At 63.8% G+C, this 18,626-nt stretch carries 19 protein-coding genes; 10 read left to right on the forward strand and 9 right to left on the reverse strand.

Annotated features, from left to right (window positions below):
* Window positions 1-570 precede the first annotated feature (570 nt).
* Window positions 571-2,739, forward strand: a complete 2,169-nt coding sequence (locus ACTIFE_RS14595) for an anthranilate synthase (protein WP_439529889.1) — start codon at window positions 571-573, stop codon at window positions 2,737-2,739.
* Between the two features lie 140 nt (window positions 2,740-2,879).
* On the opposite strand, the gene ACTIFE_RS14600 is transcribed toward ACTIFE_RS14595, so the two are convergent.
* A complete protein-coding gene (locus tag ACTIFE_RS14600; protein ID WP_439529890.1) occupies window positions 2,880-3,974 on the reverse strand; it encodes a metal-dependent hydrolase in 1,095 nt (364 codons plus the stop codon).
* 141 nt (window positions 3,975-4,115) lie between these two features.
* On the reverse strand, window positions 4,116-5,147 hold the full coding sequence (locus ACTIFE_RS14605; RefSeq protein WP_439529891.1) for a hypothetical protein: 1,032 nt from the start codon (window positions 5,145-5,147) through the stop codon (window positions 4,116-4,118).
* 143 nt (window positions 5,148-5,290) lie between these two features.
* Here ACTIFE_RS14605 and ACTIFE_RS14610 point away from each other — a divergent pair, with 143 nt between their 5' ends.
* Window positions 5,291-6,352: a trypsin-like serine peptidase gene (locus ACTIFE_RS14610; RefSeq protein WP_439529892.1), complete on the forward strand. Its 1,062-nt coding sequence runs from the start codon at window positions 5,291-5,293 to the stop codon at window positions 6,350-6,352.
* A 14-nt stretch (window positions 6,353-6,366) separates the two neighbouring features.
* Here the strand turns inward: ACTIFE_RS14610 and ACTIFE_RS14615 are convergent, their stop codons facing one another.
* On the reverse strand, window positions 6,367-6,801 hold the full coding sequence (locus ACTIFE_RS14615) for an Lrp/AsnC family transcriptional regulator (RefSeq protein WP_439529893.1): 435 nt from the start codon (window positions 6,799-6,801) through the stop codon (window positions 6,367-6,369).
* Window positions 6,802-6,926: 125 nt separating this feature from the next.
* Here ACTIFE_RS14615 and rocF point away from each other — a divergent pair, with 125 nt between their 5' ends.
* Both rocF and ACTIFE_RS14625 read left to right on the forward strand, forming a co-directional pair.
* On the forward strand, window positions 6,927-7,868 hold the full coding sequence (rocF, locus tag ACTIFE_RS14620; protein ID WP_439529894.1) for an arginase: 942 nt from the start codon (window positions 6,927-6,929) through the stop codon (window positions 7,866-7,868).
* Between the two features lie 2 nt (window positions 7,869-7,870).
* Complete coding sequence (locus tag ACTIFE_RS14625) at window positions 7,871-8,941, forward strand: ornithine cyclodeaminase (RefSeq protein WP_439529895.1); 1,071 nt, start codon at window positions 7,871-7,873, stop codon at window positions 8,939-8,941.
* A gap of 6 nt (window positions 8,942-8,947) precedes the next feature.
* On the opposite strand, the gene ACTIFE_RS14630 is transcribed toward ACTIFE_RS14625, so the two are convergent.
* Both ACTIFE_RS14630 and ACTIFE_RS14635 read right to left on the reverse strand, forming a co-directional pair.
* Window positions 8,948-9,733: an FkbM family methyltransferase gene (locus ACTIFE_RS14630; RefSeq protein WP_439529896.1), complete on the reverse strand. Its 786-nt coding sequence runs from the start codon at window positions 9,731-9,733 to the stop codon at window positions 8,948-8,950.
* Between the two features lie 128 nt (window positions 9,734-9,861).
* Window positions 9,862-10,236: a winged helix-turn-helix transcriptional regulator gene (locus tag ACTIFE_RS14635; RefSeq protein ID WP_439529897.1), complete on the reverse strand. Its 375-nt coding sequence runs from the start codon at window positions 10,234-10,236 to the stop codon at window positions 9,862-9,864.
* 160 nt (window positions 10,237-10,396) lie between these two features.
* Here ACTIFE_RS14635 and gstA point away from each other — a divergent pair, with 160 nt between their 5' ends.
* The 3 genes from gstA to ACTIFE_RS14650 all read left to right on the forward strand — a co-directional run bounded on the left by gstA (window position 10,397) and on the right by ACTIFE_RS14650 (window position 11,687).
* Complete coding sequence (gene gstA, locus ACTIFE_RS14640; protein WP_439529898.1) at window positions 10,397-11,008, forward strand: glutathione transferase GstA; 612 nt, start codon at window positions 10,397-10,399, stop codon at window positions 11,006-11,008.
* A gap of 66 nt (window positions 11,009-11,074) precedes the next feature.
* Entirely contained in the window at window positions 11,075-11,449 is a 375-nt protein-coding gene (locus tag ACTIFE_RS14645) for a nuclear transport factor 2 family protein (RefSeq protein ID WP_439529899.1), read from the forward strand.
* Between the two features lie 28 nt (window positions 11,450-11,477).
* Window positions 11,478-11,687 carry a tautomerase family protein gene (locus tag ACTIFE_RS14650; protein ID WP_439529900.1) on the forward strand — a complete coding sequence of 70 codons (210 nt, stop codon included), beginning with the start codon at window positions 11,478-11,480 and terminating at the stop codon, window positions 11,685-11,687.
* Between the two features lie 115 nt (window positions 11,688-11,802).
* Here ACTIFE_RS14650 and ilvD read toward each other — a convergent pair whose 3' ends face one another.
* The 3 genes from ilvD to ACTIFE_RS14665 form a co-directional block, all read right to left on the reverse strand.
* Entirely contained in the window at window positions 11,803-13,638 is a 1,836-nt protein-coding gene (gene ilvD, locus ACTIFE_RS14655; RefSeq protein ID WP_439529901.1) for a dihydroxy-acid dehydratase, read from the reverse strand.
* 252 nt (window positions 13,639-13,890) lie between these two features.
* Window positions 13,891-14,991, reverse strand: coding sequence for an alkene reductase (locus ACTIFE_RS14660; protein WP_439529902.1), 1,101 nt, complete (start codon window positions 14,989-14,991; stop codon window positions 13,891-13,893).
* A gap of 108 nt (window positions 14,992-15,099) precedes the next feature.
* Window positions 15,100-15,732, reverse strand: a complete 633-nt coding sequence (locus ACTIFE_RS14665) for a TetR/AcrR family transcriptional regulator (RefSeq protein ID WP_439529903.1) — start codon at window positions 15,730-15,732, stop codon at window positions 15,100-15,102.
* A gap of 106 nt (window positions 15,733-15,838) precedes the next feature.
* Between ACTIFE_RS14665 and ACTIFE_RS14670 the strand changes: the two genes are divergently transcribed.
* Together ACTIFE_RS14670 and ACTIFE_RS14675 are read left to right on the forward strand one after the other, a co-directional pair.
* Window positions 15,839-16,867 carry an LLM class flavin-dependent oxidoreductase gene (locus tag ACTIFE_RS14670; protein WP_439529904.1) on the forward strand — a complete coding sequence of 343 codons (1,029 nt, stop codon included), beginning with the start codon at window positions 15,839-15,841 and terminating at the stop codon, window positions 16,865-16,867.
* 56 nt (window positions 16,868-16,923) lie between these two features.
* Window positions 16,924-17,433, forward strand: coding sequence for a hypothetical protein (locus ACTIFE_RS14675; protein ID WP_439529905.1), 510 nt, complete (start codon window positions 16,924-16,926; stop codon window positions 17,431-17,433).
* 33 nt (window positions 17,434-17,466) lie between these two features.
* Here the strand turns inward: ACTIFE_RS14675 and ACTIFE_RS14680 are convergent, their stop codons facing one another.
* Window positions 17,467-18,003 carry a MarR family winged helix-turn-helix transcriptional regulator gene (locus tag ACTIFE_RS14680; RefSeq protein WP_439529906.1) on the reverse strand — a complete coding sequence of 179 codons (537 nt, stop codon included), beginning with the start codon at window positions 18,001-18,003 and terminating at the stop codon, window positions 17,467-17,469.
* Between the two features lie 146 nt (window positions 18,004-18,149).
* Here ACTIFE_RS14680 and ACTIFE_RS14685 point away from each other — a divergent pair, with 146 nt between their 5' ends.
* Window positions 18,150-18,575: an organic hydroperoxide resistance protein gene (locus ACTIFE_RS14685; protein WP_439529907.1), complete on the forward strand. Its 426-nt coding sequence runs from the start codon at window positions 18,150-18,152 to the stop codon at window positions 18,573-18,575.
* Window positions 18,576-18,626 lie beyond the last annotated feature (51 nt).

Below are 18,626 nucleotides of genomic sequence, written 5' to 3' on the forward strand. Positions count from 1 at the left end.
CGCAGTCCCTTCCGGTTAACGTGTTGAGCATGAGCCTGCCACCAGCCGGAAATTATTTCAAGCTTGAAATATCGGATTATGACAACTCGGCGCAGGTGCGGCTCTGGGAAAGTGATCAGGCCGCAACGGACCTTGGCACAGGCACCCTGAAGGCAGGGTTTGCCGGCGGTCTCGTTCGATCCTCCCCTAAAGCGTGCGCTTAGGCCGGCAGCACTGGGTCGACGTGCGCTCCCGGATCGGCTCGCCGTCCTCAAACCGCAAATAATTCAAGCTTGAAGCGACTGGTCCATTTTGCAACAGGGCCACGGGAAGTGATGCCGCGACAGGTCTTGCGGCCTTTCTTCCGTTGCCTGTGGCCCGTGGCTGCGCTAGGCAAACGGTCATGAACACGCAGATGATCCTCAAGGGCTGGTGGTGGCGGGACGCATAAGAGCGGCCTTGCGATTTCTCATGTCCTGACGTGATCGAAGTTGACCCAAAGGCCGCCGCGGCAAGACCCGCAGGCGGCCTTCGGTCTGTCTGGGGGCAGGCTCAAGGCCTGGAGCGGCGCCCAACGTGGAGGAAACCGGAATGCCGGCATCGGCTCAGCAGATCTTCAAGACCGCAGGCGGGGTGACCATCACCCGCAGCTCCCGTCCCTCCGACTATGCTTCCGGCACCTCCGACTGGATCGACCGGCTCGACGCCGAGCGCGGCGCCGTCCTCTCCTCCTCCTATGAATACCCGGGCCGCTACACGCGCTGGGACATGGCGCTGGTCAATCCGCCGCTGGTGCTGGAAGCCGCCGACCGCAATGTCTCGATCCGGGCGCTCAACGGGCGTGGCCGCATCCTGATGCCGGTGGTCACACGCGTCCTCAAGGCCCACGCGGATGTCGCCTCTCTCACGGAAAGCGACGGCCGCATCGATCTCGTCGTCAAGACCCCGGACGGGCCGTTCCGCGAGGAAGACCGCTCGCGCCAGCCGTCCACCTTCTCGGTCGTGCGCGCCCTGAAGGAGCTGTTTGCCTGCGACGATGACCAGCTCGGCCTTTACGGTGCCTTCGGCTACGACCTTGCCTTCCAGTTCGAGCCGATCGAGCTGAAGCTGAAACGTCCGGACGACCAGCGCGACGTCATCCTGTTCCTGCCCGACGAGATCCTGATCGTCGACCACCACGCCAAGCGCGCCTATGTGCTGGAGTATGACTTCGAGGTCGACGGCCAGACGACCCGCGGCCTGCCGCGCGACGGCGAGAAGCAGCATTACCAGCCGGCCAACGAGGATCCGGGCCGCGGCGACCATGAGCCGGGCGAATATGCCAGGATCGTCGACCGGGCGAAGGAGTACTTCAAGCGCGGGGACCTGTTCGAGACCGTGCCGGGCCAGACCTTCTACGAGCCCTGCGCCAACCCGCCGTCGGCCGTCTCGCGCCGGCTGCAGCAGATCAACCCGTCGCCCTATTCCTTCTTCTTCAATCTCGGCAACCGGGAATATCTCGTTGGCGCATCACCGGAAATGTATGTCCGCGTGACCGGCGGCCGGCGTGTCGAGACCTGCCCGATCTCCGGCACCATCCGGCGCGGCAAGAACGCCATCGAGGACGAGGCGCAGATCCGCAAGCTCCTGAACTCGGCCAAGGACGAGGCCGAGCTGACGATGTGCTCGGACGTCGACCGCAACGACAAGAGCCGCGTCTGCGTGCCGGGCTCGGTCAAGGTGATCGGCCGCCGCCAGATCGAGATGTACTCCCGCCTCATCCACACCGTGGACCACATCGAGGGCATCCTGCGCGAGGATATGGACGCGCTCGACGCCTTCCTGTCGCATGCCTGGGCGGTCACGGTGACCGGCGCGCCGAAGCGATGGGCGATGGAGTTCATCGAGGCCAACGAGAAGAGCCCGCGCGCCTGGTATGGCGGGGCCATCGGCGCGGTGCTGTTCAACGGCGACATGAACACCGGCCTGACGCTGCGCACCGTGCGCATCAAGGATGGTGTCGCCCAGATCCGCGCCGGCGCGACACTGCTCTATGACAGCGTGCCGGAAGAGGAAGAGGCTGAGACCGAACTGAAGGCTGAGGCGATGCGCGCGGCCGTGCGCGAGGCCGGGCTTGCCGTCAAGGCGGCTGAGACGGTGAAGGCTGCAAAGCCCGGCAAGGGGCTGAAGATCCTGCTCGTCGACCACGAGGACAGCTTCGTCCACACGCTGGCCAACTACTTCCGCCAGACCGGGGCCGATGTCGTCACCTACCGCACACCGGTGGCCGACCACGTTTTCCACGACGTCAATCCGGATCTGGTCGTGCTGTCGCCGGGACCGGGCAGCCCGAAGGACTTCGATTGCGCGGCCACCATCGGCAGGGCGCGGGCACGGGCGCTGCCGATTTTCGGTGTCTGCCTCGGGCTGCAGGCGCTGGCCGAGGGGCTGGGCGGGGAACTGGGCCAGCTCGACGTGCCGATGCACGGCAAGCCGTCGCCGATCTCGATCCTCGGCAACTCGCTGCTGTTCGAGGGGCTGACGTCGCCGGTCATCGTCGGCCGCTACCACTCGCTCTATGCGAGGAAGGACAAGCTGCCGAAGGAGTTCCGCATCACGGCGGAAACCGAGGATGGCGTCATCATGGCGATCGAGCACGAGCTGGAACCGATTGCTGCCGTGCAGTTCCATCCCGAGAGCATCATGTCACTCGATCAGGATGGCGGCCACAAGATCATCGAGAACGTGGTCACGCGGCTGGTGAAGGCGCGGAGTACCTGATGCCTGATGTCAAGTCAGGTATGCCTCCCTTCCGTTATGGCCGGGCTTGTCCTGACCATCTGCAAGTCATTGACTTGTATAGATCCTCGGCACAAGGCCGAGGATGACGGTGGAGCGCTGAGGGCTGTTGAACCGAAACGTCAGCCCGGCGTGCCAGCAGCGGGGGCTGCCTGACAGATCAGCGGTCCCGCCGGCTGGAGCGGTGCCCCGGTCAACTCCGCCAGCCGGTCAGCCGGGCGGCCGGTGATGCGGGCCCAGAGCCAGCCGCCGTCGCCCTCACCCATGCGCCGGTGGCTCAGGTCGCGCTCGGCCGGGATGCCGCTCGCTGCGCCGTCGCGCAGATCCGCCAGGGCAAATTGGAACACATAGTCCGGGGTCATGCCCATGCGCAGGTCCGAGACGACAAGACGCCCGTCGCGCTCTTCGGCTTTCAGGAAGCCACGGCTGAACCAGGCGAGCTTGGCATAGGCATCGCTGCCTGCAACGCAGGCGGCAAGGTCCGGACGGCGGGGATGGGTGTAGACTGGCACCGGATCTGGCCCGTCGACCAGCGACAGGTAGACATTGTGATAGGCCTCATCCTCCAGGGCGATGACCTTCCACATCACCGTATTGAAGGGACCGGCAATCGCAAGCACCTGCTCGGGTACGATCCCGCGAGCGGCAAAGACCTCACGTGCCCGCGCCTCCATCTGTGACTGGATGACGACACCCCAGCCGAGATAGGCCGTGCTGAGCACCAGGGCCACCGCGACACCCCGGCCAAGCGCCCGGCTCCAGCCGGAGCGGACCAGCGCCCAGACGGTCACAGCCAGGAGCGGCAGCGTATAGAGCGGATCCGCGATGAACACCGAGCCGACGCCGACCGGATCGGGGAAGACCGGCCAGAACAGACGCGTGCCGTAGATCGTCATGGCGTCCAGCAAGGCATGTGTCGACAGGCACAGGAATACCGTCAGCATGGCCAGGAGCCGTGCCTCGCGCAGGCCCTTGAACAGCCGCACCAACCCCTCGCCCAGCAACGGAGCGGCCAGGGCATGCACAAACAGCGAATGGGTCCAGCCGCGGTGATAGACGAAGCTGTCCACCGGATCGGCAAAGGGGATGAGGACATCGAGGTCCGGCAAGGTGCCAAGCACACCGCCAATCAACGCCGCCTTGCGCGCGCCAACCTTCGGACCGATGACAAGGGCGGACACGGCGGCGCCGAGAACAAACTGCGAGAGGGAATCCATAAACCAGCCATTTTGGCCCAAGATGCGGGCTGAGTTGAGAAACGCCTTCTGATCTGGCATCTGGCTTACGGCTATACAACCCTTCGGGATCATCGCCGGTCCGGATATCTTAACTCAGCCCCTTCCCTCCCGGACATCCAGTCAGCTGACACCGGCCTTCTTCAGCACCTTTCTGAACCGGGCGGCTACCTTGGCAAAGCCGTCGTCGGTGCCGTGGATCTCGTCGATCCAGTCGGCGACGTCCGACATGGCCCCACGACAGTCGACCAGCCAGATGTTGGTCTGTTTCGGATCGCCGGCGACATCACTGAGCATGTCGTAGAGCGCATCGACCAGGAACTTGATGATGTTCCGGCGCAAGTCGCGGTCCTTGATCTTGCGCGCATCGAGTGGTTCGCCAAGCCACTCGTTCTTCTTGGCGTGTTTCGGCTTGCGCGGATCGTCGGGACTGTCCGGATACGGAAACGCGTAATCATAGCCGTGTATGAAAATCGGAACCTTGGCGAACTCCTTGTACTGGCGGATGTTGCCAATGACATGCCGATAGGCCTCGTCGAGATAGGCGATCTTCTGGGCCAGCACCGCCATGTTGATGTGCCCGGCGACGTCCGTGACATTGCCGTTGAAGTTCTTCAGCATGTCATGCAGCACGGCCACGCCGGTTTCCGGATCCTCACCGATGATGTCATTTCCAGCGGCGGAGAAGAGGAACCCCTTGACGTGCTTTCGCTGCGTCCACAAGGCCGCCAGATACTCGGTCCCGTTGTCCCCGGTAGGGCCATAGACCATGTTCTGCGCCGTGTCGCCCGCAGCTCCAACGGAATAAATGAGATAGTCCTTGCCGAGCTGGTCGATGACGTCCTTCACCAGCAAGGGAAACTGATGCCAGCTGTCCCCCTCCTCGACCAGAACGGGCAGCTTTTCGCCAGCGTTCAGCCGGTTGCGGAAGGTCACCTGACGGCGCCAGCGCGAGACGCTGTTGCCGATCTGCAGCGCATTCTCGAGTTCTTCGAGATCCGGCGTCATGACGACTTTCTTCGGGTCAGGCCGCAGTTCGAAGTCAAAGCCGCCGCGTCCCTTGCGCACGACCGACACAGCAAGAATCTGTTCGTCGGTCGTTGCAGGGTCGGTCAGGAGAGCGAGATAGTCCGGATAGCTGATTTTCTTTGCCATGCGTTCCTCCCGAGGAGCACGTACCGGCGTCTGCCGGACTGCCGGTGGCGCCTCGGCAAGGACTAGCCTGCCGCTGCGGAACATCCTAAACTCTGAATTGCAGGGCGCGCAATACGCATCATATGACCTGCGAAGGAGCGATCATGGGTATTTCGCTGGAACACCTAGGCGACAGCCTCATGGAAGCGGCCGCCAAACGCGTCCGTGACCGCCTGCCGGCCCTCGCAAAATCGAAGACCTTCGCCCGGCGCGGTCTGGTTTCTCCGACCGAAACCAAAGCCCGCATCACCCGCTATGTCGAGGCCACCAGCCGCGCCATCCTGCCGGAACGTGCGGCGGCCCGGGCTGATATCACAACGGGCCAGGAAGCCCTGATCGGCACCAACGATCTCTTGTCCATCGAGTTCCTTGAGGCCGGGCTGCTGGCGGCGCGCGCCGTGGGGCGGATCGAGATCATGGGAACCGGCCTTTTCGGCACGGGCTTCCTCGTCGGAGATCGCCTGCTCCTCACCAATCACCATGTCCTTCCGGCCCCAGCGCTCGCCGGAGCAACGGTGGTCACCTTTGGTCACGAGGAGCAAAAGTTCGGAACGCCCAGCGTTCCGGCAGACTTTGCTCTTGAACCGGCCCGGTTCTGGCTGACGGATTCCGAGCATGATTTCACCCTGGTCGCCCTGTCGGCGCAAAGCGATCTGGGCGTGTCCCTCGACAGCTTCGGCTGGCACCCGCTGCATGAGGAAGGCAAGATCCTCGAGGGCCATCCGGTTGCCATCGTGCAGCACCCGCAAGGCCGGCCGAAAACAATTGCCCTGCACAACAGCTATTTCCTCATCGTCGACAATGCCTCACCTGACGACCAGTTCTGCTGGTACTCCGGCGATACGGAGCGCGGCAGTTCCGGTTCGCCCGTGTTCAATCGCGACTGGCAGGTGGTGGCGCTGCATCACAAGGCGGTGCCACGCACCAACTCGCGCAACGAGATCCTCGACAAGTTCGGCAAGACCATGAGCGAGGCGCGCTACAAGGCCAATCCGGATCTGGTCGACTATGTCGCCAACGAGGGCGTGCGTGCTTCGCGGCTCAGACGAACCATCGCGTCCGCTTCCCTGGGCGATCCGGCTCAAGCCGCGCTGCGCGATGGCCTCATCGCCTTGTGGGACAGCCCCAAGGGCCGTTCCCTGCGCGCGCGTTTCCCAGCCCCGTGAAAAACTCCCCCTGACTACCGTGGCCGCGCCTTCAAGGTCGCCAGCATCAGGCTGGTCTCCGTCGCGGCGACACCTTCGATCATGCGAATGCGATTGAGCGCTGCATCGAAACTGGCAAGATCGGGAGTGGCAAGATCAATGACCAGGTCCCAGCGACCGTTCGTTGAATGGATTGCACGGGCTTCCGGCATTCCGGTAATGCGCCGGATGACGCCGTCAGAGCGCTTGCCTTCGATGGCCAGCAGCATCACTGCCCGGATCGGCAGGTCCTGCGCTTCGTTGCGCAGAACAGCGGTAAAACCCTGGATCTCTCCAGTGGCGATCAGCCGGTCAAGCCGGCTGCGAATGGTCGCGCGGGACAGATCCAGATCGAGCGCCAGATCCGAAATCGACCGACGACCATCCTGGCGCAGGGCCGCGATCAGTGCCCGATCGGTCTCATCCAGCATGATTTTTCCATTTTGCTCGAACGCACTTTTCAATCTGCGCAAAGATACGCGCATTTTGGGCGCTTATCCAAGTTCTTTCCGCCGCTTTTGTCAGTCATTCTATTTAGAAATGTCAGCTGCTGCGGATGGAGGATCCCTTGCGCTCAATCGCCCTGCTGGGTGCGCCGATCGAGGAAGGCGCCGGACGACGGGGCTGCGTGATGGGCCCTGCCGCCTATCGCACGGCCGGTCTTGTCGAGGAGTTGGAGGCGCTTGGCCTCATGGTCACCGATCTTGGCGATGCCGCACCGGATGCCGCGCTTGATGTTCCTGGTGACGATCCGAAGCTGAAGCACCTGCGCAAGGTCGCCGGCTGGACGCGCAGCCTTGCCCGCCACGCTGAAGAGCTGGCCATGGGGCCACAGCTGCCGATCTACATGGGCGGTGATCATGCGCTGGCGCTCGGCACGCTGGCCGGCCACGCCGCCGCAGCCGCAAGGCTCGGGCGCCCGCTGTTCGTGCTGTGGCTAGACGCGCACTCCGACTTCAACACGTTCGAAAGCACCGTCAGCGGCAATCTGCATGGCACTCCGCTCGCCTTTGCCTGCGGACTGCCGGGCTTTGACGTCCTGATGGGCGAACCGCTCAAGCACACGGTGGATCCGGCCAATCTTTGCCTTCTCGGCCTCAGGTCGGTCGATCCACCGGAACGGCGCATGATCAAGGATCTCGGTGTGACAGCGCATGACATGCGGGCCATTGACGAGACCGGTATCGCCCGGCTGCTCGGGCCGTTCCTGGACCGCTGCGCCGCCGCAAACGGCCTTTTGCATGTCAGCCTCGACGTCGATTTCATCGATCCGGATATCGCGCCGGCCGTGGGCACGACAGTGCCCGGCGGCGTCACGTTCCGCGAGGCGCATCTGGTGATGGAGATGCTGCATGACAGCGGCCTCGTCACCTCGCTCGATCTCGTCGAACTCAACCCCTTCCTGGACGACCGGGGCCGCACCGCGCGGCTGATGGTCGATCTGACAGCCAGCCTGTTCGGCCGGCGCATCATGGACCGTCCGACCCGGAGTTTCTGATCATGGCCTATGCCCCGTCAAAACTTGCTCTCGTGCCCTTCGTCAGCGTTGAAAACATGCTGCGACTGGTCAACACCATCGGCATTGAAACCTTCCTGACCGAGCTTGCCGGCTTCATCGAGGAAGACTTCCGCCGCTGGCCTCTGTTCGACAAGACGCCGCGCGTGGCGTCCCACTCGCGCGAAGGCGTCATTGAGCTGATGCCGACATCGGATGACGTCTCCTACGGCTTCAAATACGTGAACGGCCATCCTAAAAACACGCAGACCGGCCGCCAGACGGTGACCGCCTTCGGCGTAATGGCGGAAGTCCAGACCGGTTATCCGGTGCTGATCACCGAGATGACCCTGCTGACTGCGCTACGAACGGCGGCAATGTCGGCGGTCGCCGCCAAATACCTGGCACCGAAGACGGCCCGGTCCATGGCCCTGATCGGCAATGGCGCGCAATCCGAATTCCAGGCGCTCGCCTTCAAGACCCTGCTCGGCGTCGACCGGCTGCGGCTCTATGACATCGATCGTGCGGCCAGCCTGCGCTGCGCCCGCAATCTCTCCGGCTTCGGGCTGGATGTTACCGTCTGCACCGCCCCGGAAGCCGCCGTCGAGGGCGTCGACATCATCACCACGGCGACGGCCGACAAGCAGCTTGCCACGATCCTCACCGACAACATGGTCGCCTCGGGACAGCACATCAACGCCGTCGGCGGCGACTGCCCCGGCAAGACCGAGTTGCACCGGGATATCCTGCTGCGGTCCGATATTTTTGTCGAATACACACCACAGACCCGGATCGAGGGCGAGATCCAGCAGTTGCGCCCAACCCACCCGGTGACAGAGCTGTGGCAGGTCATGACCGGCGCCGCCGAGGGCAGGACGTCCGAGCGGCAGATCACGCTGTTCGATTCCGTCGGTTTCGCAGTCGAGGATTTTTCGGCGCTGCGCTATCTGAAATCGCTGATCGGCCGGGTGCAGGCCTATGAAATGCTGGACCTTCTGGCGGATCCCGATGATCCGCGCGACCTGTTCGGCATGGTGCTGAGGGCGCGCGCCGAACTGACTGATCTGGCGTCCTGAAGCAGGTCAGCCGAGGTTGGGCGCGTTGCCGGGAACGAAGACATAGTCCCAGATGCCGGTGCGCTCCGCTTCGCGATAGCCGAGGCTTTGAAGAACCAGGCTGACCTCGGCGTGATTGGCTTCGAAGATTTCGATGAAGATCACGGGGCGGTGGCGTGCAAGAAACATCCGTGCGCCTTGCAGGACAGCAGCCTCGAAGCCTTCGACGTCAATCTTCACCAGATCCACGTGATCGAGAGCCAGATCCTCTGCAAGCGTATCCAGGCGAGCCAGTCGGAGATCACCATCCGGGTCCGCAGCCATGACCGCAGCCCCGCTGTTGCGGGCGGTGAAATGCGCCACCCGCGCGCGGCCATCCTCGGCGCCAAGAGCGATCTGATGTGCCTCGATCCGGTCGCCGAAGCCGTTTGCAGCGATGTTTCGGCGCAAAAGGGCATGGTTTGCCGGCGCCGGTTCGAAACAGACAAGACGCCGCGCCTTGCGGTGAAACGCCCAGTAGAGCGCGTGGTTGCCGATGTTCGCTCCAATGTCGAGGATGACGGCAGCCTCGGGCAGGTAGCGATCAGCAACTGCCAGTTCCGTGCGGGCGGTGAAGTTCCGTGCCCGGAAAATGTCCCGTTGCAACGCATCATCGGCGAGGTCCGGCAAATGCATCAGCACCCCGCCGGCAAGTTCGACTGGCTGATCCGCCTGGCGGATCTGCGCCTTGAGAAACTCGATGTCCTCGCGCAGTTCGCGCACCACGCGGGTGCGCTTCACCAGACTGTTCACAGCCTTCAGTACGAGTTTCATGCGCCCTCCCCGATCCGGCTCACGCCACCGGAGGACTGAGCTGCCAGTCCTTACGTTACGGTCTTCATTTGCAACGTCAATGCCTCGAGGCAAACCTTTGCATTGACTCAGTCATGTCGGTTCCGCAGTCAGCCGAGATCAGCCGGATCAACGCGCTCCAGCCTGCGATGCCGCAATTTCTTCGAGACATGGGCGATCGCCTGGATCGCAGGAATGAGCTCTAGCCCAAGATCGGTCAAAGCATATTCAACCGAAGGCGGCGACGTCGGCATAACCTTACGCTGAACCACGCCTTGCTCCTCCAGCTGGCGCAGGCGCTCGGTCAGGACCTTGGCCGAGATCGGGGGAATGTCCACGCGCAACTCGCTGAACCGGCGCGGCCCGCCGGACAGATACCAGATGATGTTCGGTGTCCATGCCCCGCCAAGCAGGGACATGCAGTCACTCAAGGGGCAGTTGCCCGGTGGATGCGGCGTCCGGTTCTTACGCAGCTTCAAAGCCATCGTGATGCTCCTGTGACAGGTGGCGAGCCTTGGAGTTACCGGTTGGTAATCCCATTCTCGTCGTAACCTATCGTACCCTGGTTTACAAAAGTAACCATCACCTCCTACATGGGCAGCGCGGACAGCGTTTCGTCCGCATCCGAACCCCACGGAGTATGAGATGAAGCTTTACTTCTCCCCCGGCGCCTGCTCGCTTGCCACGCATATCGTCCTTCGCGAACTCGATCTCGGCTTTGACAGCGAACGCGTCGACACCAAGACCAAGGTGACCGGGTCGGGTGCCAATTTCTATGACATCAACCCGGACGGCTATGTGCCGGCGCTGCAGCTGGACAATGGCGAAATCATCACAGAAGGGGTCGCCATCCTGCAGTATCTGGCCGACCAGCACCCGCAGTCGAAACTTGCTCCGGCACCGGGTTCCTGGGAACGCACCCAGCTGCACCGCCAGCTCAATTTTATCTCAGCCGAACTGCACAAGTCCTTCTCACCGCTGTTCCGTGGCGCCGAGGGCGATGCACGCACGGCTGCCATCGACACGCTTGGCGTCAAGTTCAAGCATTTCGACCGACTGTTTGCCGATGGCCGCCCTTATGTGATGGGCGACACCTTTACGGTGGCCGATGCCTACCTCTTCACCGTGCTGAGCTGGACACGCGTCGTCCAGGTCGACCTGTCACCGTGGCCGGTTCTCGTTGCCTATCTGGAGCGCGTTGGCGCACGCAAGCCGGTGCAGGACGCACTGGTCGCAGAAGGCCTCGTCGCCGCCTGATACCTCTGAGGTGCCGGCCCGCCCGGTCCGGTGCCTCCCCCTCCTCTGTAACAACAGGCTGCTCAGATGGATACGACGCTGGAAGACCTGAAAGCGGTCATCCTTTCCTATTTCGACGCGCTCAATCGCAGCGATGCGGAGCTGCTGGGCTCGGTCTTTCACGACAAGGCGCTCTATGCATCGACGACAGGCGGCGACGTCCGTTTCTGGTCGATGGACCACTACCTGCCCATCGTGGCGGCAAGGCCAGCCCCCGCCAGTCGCGGCGAAGCGAACAACGGCCGCATCGTCTCGATCACGATTGCAGGTCCCGATGCCGCGACAGCCATCGTTCAGATGACATTGCTTGGCCGCGACTACACCGACATCCTGTCCTTCGTGCGCCAGGACCGGCGCTGGCGGATCGCCGCCAAGGTTTTCGATTCCACCAAGAAGCCCTGAACGGCTTCACGGCAAAAAGGCACATGGCATGCCCTATGTGAACATCAAGGTGACCCGCGAGGGCGTCACCGCCGCCCAGAAGGCGCAGCTGATCGAAGGCGTTACCACGCTGCTGTCCGATGTGCTTGGCAAGAACCCCAAAACCACCTTCGTGGTGATTGACGAAGTCGACCTCGACAACTGGGGCATCGGCGGGCTGCCCGTGACCGAGTTCCGGCAGCGGCAGGCAAAGACCTGACCACGCGACTGGCACCGTCCTGTCACTGGACATGAAAAGGCCGGGCATTCTTCCGAATGCCCGGCCTTTTATCTGATTGCATCTGCGGTGGGACGGACAGGCCCGCCCGTCCGGATTACTCCGGCAGCACGCGGACCGCGCCCTTGTCGGCCGACGAGGCGAAGGCCGCATAGGCCTTCAGCGCCGTGGTCACGTTGCGCTTGCGGAACTCGGCCGGCTTCCAGCCCAGCTTGTCCTGCTCGGCGCGGCGTGTGGCGAGTTCAGCTTCCGGGACCAGCAGGTTGATGGTGCGGTTCGGAATGTCGATCTCGATGGTGTCGCCCTGACGGACCAGACCAATGGCACCGCCCTGAGCGGCCTCCGGTGATGCGTGGCCGATCGAGAGGCCCGAGGTGCCACCCGAGAAGCGGCCGTCGGTGATGAGCGCACAGGCCTTGCCGAGGCCCTTCGACTTCAGGTAGCTGGTCGGATACAGCATTTCCTGCATGCCGGGGCCGCCCTTCGGGCCTTCGTAGCGGATCACCACCACGTCACCTGCCTTGACCTCATTGCCAAGGATGCCCTTGACGGCAGCGTCCTGGCTTTCGAACACCACGGCCGGACCGGTGAACTTGAGAATTGATTCATCGACGCCCGCCGTCTTCACGATGCAGCCATCCAGCGCGATGTTGCCATAGAGCACGGCAAGACCACCATCCTTGGAGAACGGGTGTTCGACCGAGCGGATGACGCCGCCTTCGCGGTCGGTGTCCAGCTCGTCCCAGCGCGAGGACTGGCTGAAGGCAACCTGGGTCGGCACGCCGCCCGGCGCTGCCCTGAAGAACTCGCGCACGCTCTCCGAGTTGGTCCGGGTGATGTCCCAGCGGTCGATGGCGTGTCCCAGCGTCTCGGCATGAACCGTCGGGCAGTCCCGGTTGATCAGGCCGCCGCGGTCCAGCTCACCCAGGATGCGCATGATGCCGCCGGCGCGGTGGACGTCTTCCATGTGCACGTCCTGCTTGGCCGGCGCGACCTTCGACAGGCACGGCACCTTGCGCGACAGACGGTCGATATCGTCCATGGTGAAGTCGACACCGCCCTCATGTGCGGCTGCCAGGATGTGCAGCACCGTGTTGGTGGAGCCACCCATGGCAATGTCGAGCGCCATGGCATTCTCGAACGCAGCCTTCGAGGCAATCGTGCGCGGCAGGACGTTTGCGTCATCCTGCTCGTAGTAGCGGCGCGCCAGATCCACGATCAGATGGCCGGCCTCGATGAACAGGCGCTTGCGGTCGGCGTGGGTTGCCAGCGTCGAGCCATTGCCCGGCAGGGACAGGCCCAGCGCCTCGGTGAGGCAGTTCATCGAGTTGGCCGTGAACATGCCCGAGCAGGAGCCACAGGTCGGGCAGGCCGAGCGCTCGATGACCTTGACGTCCTCGTCGGAAATCTTGTCGTCTGCGGCAGCGACCATGGCATCGACCAGATCCAGCGCGACAGTCTTGCCGTGCAGGACCACTTTGCCTGCTTCCATCGGGCCACCGGAGACGAAGACCGCCGGGATGTTGAGCCGCATGGCGGCCGAGAGCATGCCCGGGGTGATCTTGTCGCAGTTGGAAATGCAGACCATGGCGTCGGCGCAATGGGCGTTGACCATATACTCGACGCTGTCGGAGATGATCTCGCGCGACGGCAGCGAGTAGAGCATGCCGTCGTGGCCCATGGCGATGCCGTCATCGACCGCGATGGTGTTGAACTCCTTGGCAACGCCGCCCGCCTTTTCGATCTCGCGCGCGACGAGCTGGCCGAGATCCTTCAGGTGCACATGCCCGGGGACGAACTGGGTGAAGGAGTTGACCACGGCAATGATCGGCTTGCCGAAATCCTCGTCCTTCATGCCGGTGGCGCGCCAAAGGCCGCGCGCACCCGCCATGTTGCGGCCGTGGGTGGTGGTTCTGGAACGATAGGGGGGCATCTGGAACTCCCTCGAATTTTGTTGTTGCGGGAGCGTCTTCCCGCAGCCGGCGTTGCAGCACGGCTTGATAATTAGGGTGTGCCAGCTTTTGCCAAAGTGGGAAAGGGCAGAAAGGCGGAAAAGAGTACGCTGCGGTACGGTTTTGCGGCCTTCCGCCATGAACGACGCAAAGGCCCCGCAGCCTGGGGCAGCTGCGGGGCCGGTCTGCCTGCCCGCAGAGAGGACCGGGCAGGCGGAAACTGCGATGAAAGGTCAGGCCGCCTTTTCGGCACCCAGTACCGGGTAGTCCGTGTAGCCCTCAGCGCCGCCACCATAGAAGGTGGTGCGGTCCGGCTCATTGAGCGGGGCGTTCTGCTTCAGACGTTCGACCAGATCCGGATTGGAAATGAACGGACGGCCGAACGCGATCATGTCGGCGCGGCCACTCTCGACCGCGGCAATGGCGCTGTCGCGGTCGTAGCCATTGTTGGCGATATAGACACCGCTGAAGCGCGCGCGCAGGGCGTTGATGTCATGGCCCGGTGCCAGCTCGCGCGGCCCACCGGTCTGGCCCTCGACCATGTGCAGATAGGCAAGGCCGTAGCCGTTGAGAATGTCGATGGCGGCACCAAAGGTCTCCATCGGATTCGCGTCGGAAATGTCGTTGGCGTTGGAGAACGGGCTGAGGCGGATGCCGACCCGGTCCGCGCCGATGGCACCGACGACCGCGTCCATCACTTCGCGCAGGAAGCGGGTGCGGTTTTCCAGGCTGCCGCCGTAAGCATCCGTGCGGGTGTTGGAACCGGTGCGCAGGAACTGGTCGACGAGATAGCCATTGGCCGCGTGCACCTCGACACCGTCAAAGCCGGCGGCAATGGCGTTCTTCGCGGCCTTTGCGTAGTCCGCGACAATGCCGGCGATTTCCGAGGTCTCCAGCGCACGTGGCATCGGGGTGTCGACAAAGGCGGTGCCGTCAAAGGTCTTGGACTTGGCGGCAATGGCAGAGGGGGCGACAGGGGCGACGCCGCCCGGCTGCAGCACGTTGTGCGAGATGCGGCCCACATGCCAGAGCTGGATCACGATCTTGCCGCCCTTGGCGTGAACCGCTTCGGTCACCTTCTTCCAGCCTTCGACCTGCGCATCGGAATAGATGCCGGGCGTCCAGGCATAGCCCTTGCCCTGCGGCGAAATCTGCGAAGCTTCGGTGATGAGCAGGCCGGCGCTGGCGCGCTGCGCGTAATATTCAACATTGAGCGCATGCGGGATATCGCCATCCGGCAGGGCCCGGTTGCGGGTCAGCGGCGCCATGGCGATGCGGTTCGCCATATCGATGGCACCGGCCTTGAGCGGGGAATACAGCTTGCTGTCAGACATCGGCACTTCCTTCTTGCGTGTTCGATTTCGTTACTGTTCTGGACTGTTCAGTCCAATATTATCCACACGCCTGCCCGACTTAAGGGGCTTGCAGGGCGTTGGAACGGGTCAGCCGGAGGGCGGGCGGGCAGCGGCGTCCAGCGGGCTCTGCAGCAGTGCGGCCAGTCCCTGGCCGAGCGCTGCGTCGATATGGTCGGCGGGCAGACCGGACTTGCGCAAGGTCAGCGTTCCGATGGCCAGCGCCGTCAGCGCCCGTGCCCTGTCGAGCGCCAATGCAGGTGCGTCGGGTGACAAGGTCTCGGCGATCAACTGCTCGATGGCTTCGAGGTGGCGGCGGCCAAGATCAGCGACATCTTCGTTCTGCGGTGCCAGTTCCGTGATGCAGTTGACGAGAAGACAGCCATGATTGCCGCTCACCGGGTTGGCCAGAGCCGCCAGCATGGCCGGCACGGCTTCTCCCCCCGGCGCTGCCGCAATGGCGCGCAGCGCCGTCAGCGCGCGGCCGGAGTAGGTTCTGAGGGCCGCCAGCAACACATCATGCTTGGAGCCAAAGGCGGCGTAGAGCGATGAGCGGCTGATGCCCATGGCCCCAGTGAGATCGTCAAGCGAGGTTGCTTCAAAGCCCTGACGCCGAAACAGTTCGAGTGCCGCCATGAGCACCTGATCCTCGTCATAGGCGCGCGGGCGACCCGGCCCTGAATGGGCGGCGCTGGAGCGGGACTGATCGGCACGTGGGGACATGGGGCCATCGGCTTGTTGTTCGTCTGCCCTTGAATATGGACTGTTCAGTCCGTAATTCAAGAGGGACGTTTCAACACTCTGCCACCCACGCTTTCCAGGAGGCACCATGCTGCCCTACAGCATTCTCGACCTTTCGCCGATCCCCGCCGGCGGCAGCGCTGCCGATGCCCTTGCCAACACGCTGGACCTTGCCCGGCACGCCGAGGCGCTCGGCTTTAACCGGTACTGGCTGGCCGAGCATCACAACATGCCCGGCATCGCCAGTGCGGCGACAGCCGTGGTGATCGGGCATGTCGCCGGCGGCACGCAGCGCATTCGGGTGGGGGCCGGCGGCATCATGCTGCCGAACCACGCCCCGCTCGTTATCGCGGAGCAATTCGGCACCCTCGCCACCCTCTATCCAGATCGCATTGACCTGGGTCTGGGCCGTGCGCCCGGGACCGACATGGTCACCGCCCGGGCGCTGCGCCGCAGCCTGGAGAGCAGCGACGATTTTCCGGCCGATGTGGTTGAACTGATGGGCTACCTCGGCAAGCCGCAACCCGATCAACGGGTCAGCGCCGTGCCGGGGCAGAACACGCATGTGCCGGTGTGGATCCTGGGCTCCAGCCTTTACGGCGCACAGCTTGCAGCCCACCTTGGCCTGCCCTACGCCTTTGCCTCGCATTTCGCCCCGCAGGCGCTCGGTGAAGCGGTCGCGATCTATCGCTCCCGGTTCCAGCCCTCCGTCTATCTGGACAAGCCCTGGTTCATGATGGCCATCAACGTGCAGGCGGGTGCAGATGACGCAGAAGGCGCCTACCTGCGCTCGTCCCAGCAGCAAGCCTTCGCCAACCTCAGAACCGGGCGCCCTGGCCCCCTGCCCGCTCCCGTGGAGGACATCACCTCCATTATCGAACCGCCGGTTCTGGCCATGGTCGACATGGCCCTGTCCGTCTCGGCGGTCGGGGGACCTGATCGGGTGCAGCGCCAGCTCGGCGAGCTGATCGCGCGCTACCGGCCGGATGAGGTGATGCTGACGGGCATGATCCACGACCATACGGCGCGCAAGGCCTCGTTCACCCGGGCAGTCGAGGCGCTGCAGGCGTTGCAGCCGGGGAAGACGAGAACAGCTGCCCTTGCCCGCGGCCATTAACCCGTCGGGCACCGGGCAGCGATAGAGTGCAACCGGACCCTGTCAGGAGACCCCGCATGCGCATGTCCGCTGCCGTCCTCACCCTCTTGCTTGCCACCGGAACGGGACTTCTGGTTTGCGAGACTGGCCTGTCCAGCGCCGCAGCAGGCTCGGCTTCCGGCCCGAAGGACTGCGCCGCAGAGGCAAAGGCTTTCGCTGATCGCTTTGTTGGCGACAAGGACGCAATGACCAAGCTTGTCGAGGGCGGCATCATAGGTGCGGTTTCCGGTGGCGCGTGGCTTGGTTCGGAAAATGGTGCCGACAGGGGCGCAAGAACGGGCGCGGCCAAGGCCTATGCCGGCAGCATGGCACAGGATCCGCGCGTCTGGCAGGGGCTCTATGACACTGCCTACCAGACCTGTACTGCGGGCAAGGCAGCTTCCGGTGCAGGCTCATCGGTCACGACCAACGGATCCCAGATCGGAACCGGGGCTGCCTCGCAGGGCTGCCGGTCGCGCGCGGGTGTTGTGGGTTCATCTGGTGGCGGCACGCTCTCCGCCGGGTCCGGGGCAACCGGTTGCCGCTGACCTGTCGGGACCATCAATAAGTCCGGGTTCCCCTCACCCCTTGGCGCGGGTTGCCTCGAAAACCTCAGAGAGGCGCGGCGCGGCGGTTTCCAGCGCCTCGCGCAGGCGGTCGAGATCGGCCTGCATCCTGCGAGCGTCCTCGTGGGTCAAACCGGTCGCCGCACCGAGGCAGAGCGGGATGCCTGCCGCCATCGCCTTCAGTCCGCTTCCCTTGTCGCTGAGACGCACCCGCACCTGACGCTCGTCCTCGGTGCAGCGATGACGGCTGACCAGTTCCATCGCTTCGAGCCGCTTGACCAGTGGCGTCAGCGTGTTGGACTCCAGCCCGAGCCGGCTGCCCAGTCCGCCGATGGTCTGGCCGTCATGTTCCCAAAGCGCGACCATGACAAGATACTGCGGATAGGTCAGGCCGAGCTTGTCGAGTATGGGCTTGTAGGCCCGCGTGAAGGCATGGCCAGTCGAATAGACCGAGAAGCACAGGAAGTTTCCAAGCTTCAAGAGGTCCTCGCACGTGGCCTCGGCGGCAGGCGTCGCTGCAGACGTCTCGCGGGAACCCTTTGTGTCGCTCATGCGTTGCTCCTTTGCACCAGAGATAGATCGCACGCGAGCCATTGACAATGGATTGACAACAAGCGCCCGATCAGCAATATATCGCTTGCGATTAAATCGTACACGATAAATTTTCTTCAGATCACGTCCCGTCAGAGGAGCGTCTCATGCCCGTGAATGTTCTCTACACCACCTCCGCCCGCGCAACCGGTGGCCGCGACGGCGCAGCCGAAACGCTGGACGGCACGTTCAAGGTGAAGCTGGCCACACCGAAGGAGCTTGGCGGCGCCGGTGGCGAAGGCGCCAACCCGGAGCAGCTGTTCGCCTCCGGCTATTCGGCCTGTTTCCTTGGCGCCATGAAGTTCGTCGCCGGTCAGTCGGGCGTGAAGATGCCGGCCGACACCTCGGTTCAGGCCACCGTCGGCATCGGCCCGCGCTCGGAAGGCGGCTTTGGCCTGGAAGTGGCGCTGCAGGTCAGCCTGCCGGGCATGGACAGCGCGGCTGCCAATGATCTGGTCGCCAAGGCGCATCAGGTCTGCCCCTACTCCAACGCCACCCGCAACAACATCGACGTCAAGCTGACTGTGGCTTGAGGCCGGACCAAGCAGCCATCCCCGCTGGCTGCGGTTGACAGGGTGTGGCCG

Origin of the sequence: Pannonibacter sp., from assembly GCF_051860505.1 — a bacterium.
Lineage (GTDB): Bacteria > Pseudomonadota > Alphaproteobacteria > Rhizobiales > Stappiaceae > Pannonibacter.

Excerpts from the sequence above, each read along its gene's own strand:
- ACTIFE_RS14595 (WP_439529889.1), top strand. The coding sequence starts at position 571 with ATGCCGGCATCGGCTCAGCAGATCTTCAAGACCGCAGGCGGGGTGACC.
- ACTIFE_RS14600 (WP_439529890.1), bottom strand. The coding sequence starts at position 3,974 with ATGGATTCCCTCTCGCAGTTTGTTCTCGGCGCCGCCGTGTCCGCCCTT.
- ACTIFE_RS14605 (WP_439529891.1), bottom strand. The coding sequence starts at position 5,147 with ATGGCAAAGAAAATCAGCTATCCGGACTATCTCGCTCTCCTGACCGAC.
- ACTIFE_RS14610 (WP_439529892.1), top strand. The coding sequence starts at position 5,291 with ATGGGTATTTCGCTGGAACACCTAGGCGACAGCCTCATGGAAGCGGCC.
- ACTIFE_RS14615 (WP_439529893.1), bottom strand. The coding sequence starts at position 6,801 with ATGCTGGATGAGACCGATCGGGCACTGATCGCGGCCCTGCGCCAGGAT.
- rocF (WP_439529894.1), top strand. The coding sequence starts at position 6,927 with ATGGAGGATCCCTTGCGCTCAATCGCCCTGCTGGGTGCGCCGATCGAG.
- ACTIFE_RS14625 (WP_439529895.1), top strand. The coding sequence starts at position 7,871 with ATGGCCTATGCCCCGTCAAAACTTGCTCTCGTGCCCTTCGTCAGCGTT.
- ACTIFE_RS14630 (WP_439529896.1), bottom strand. The coding sequence starts at position 9,733 with ATGAAACTCGTACTGAAGGCTGTGAACAGTCTGGTGAAGCGCACCCGC.
- ACTIFE_RS14635 (WP_439529897.1), bottom strand. The coding sequence starts at position 10,236 with ATGGCTTTGAAGCTGCGTAAGAACCGGACGCCGCATCCACCGGGCAAC.
- gstA (WP_439529898.1), top strand. The coding sequence starts at position 10,397 with ATGAAGCTTTACTTCTCCCCCGGCGCCTGCTCGCTTGCCACGCATATC.
- ACTIFE_RS14645 (WP_439529899.1), top strand. The coding sequence starts at position 11,075 with ATGGATACGACGCTGGAAGACCTGAAAGCGGTCATCCTTTCCTATTTC.
- ACTIFE_RS14650 (WP_439529900.1), top strand. The coding sequence starts at position 11,478 with ATGCCCTATGTGAACATCAAGGTGACCCGCGAGGGCGTCACCGCCGCC.
- ilvD (WP_439529901.1), bottom strand. The coding sequence starts at position 13,638 with ATGCCCCCCTATCGTTCCAGAACCACCACCCACGGCCGCAACATGGCG.
- ACTIFE_RS14660 (WP_439529902.1), bottom strand. The coding sequence starts at position 14,991 with ATGTCTGACAGCAAGCTGTATTCCCCGCTCAAGGCCGGTGCCATCGAT.
- ACTIFE_RS14665 (WP_439529903.1), bottom strand. The coding sequence starts at position 15,732 with ATGTCCCCACGTGCCGATCAGTCCCGCTCCAGCGCCGCCCATTCAGGG.
- ACTIFE_RS14670 (WP_439529904.1), top strand. The coding sequence starts at position 15,839 with ATGCTGCCCTACAGCATTCTCGACCTTTCGCCGATCCCCGCCGGCGGC.
- ACTIFE_RS14675 (WP_439529905.1), top strand. The coding sequence starts at position 16,924 with ATGCGCATGTCCGCTGCCGTCCTCACCCTCTTGCTTGCCACCGGAACG.
- ACTIFE_RS14680 (WP_439529906.1), bottom strand. The coding sequence starts at position 18,003 with ATGAGCGACACAAAGGGTTCCCGCGAGACGTCTGCAGCGACGCCTGCC.
- ACTIFE_RS14685 (WP_439529907.1), top strand. The coding sequence starts at position 18,150 with ATGCCCGTGAATGTTCTCTACACCACCTCCGCCCGCGCAACCGGTGGC.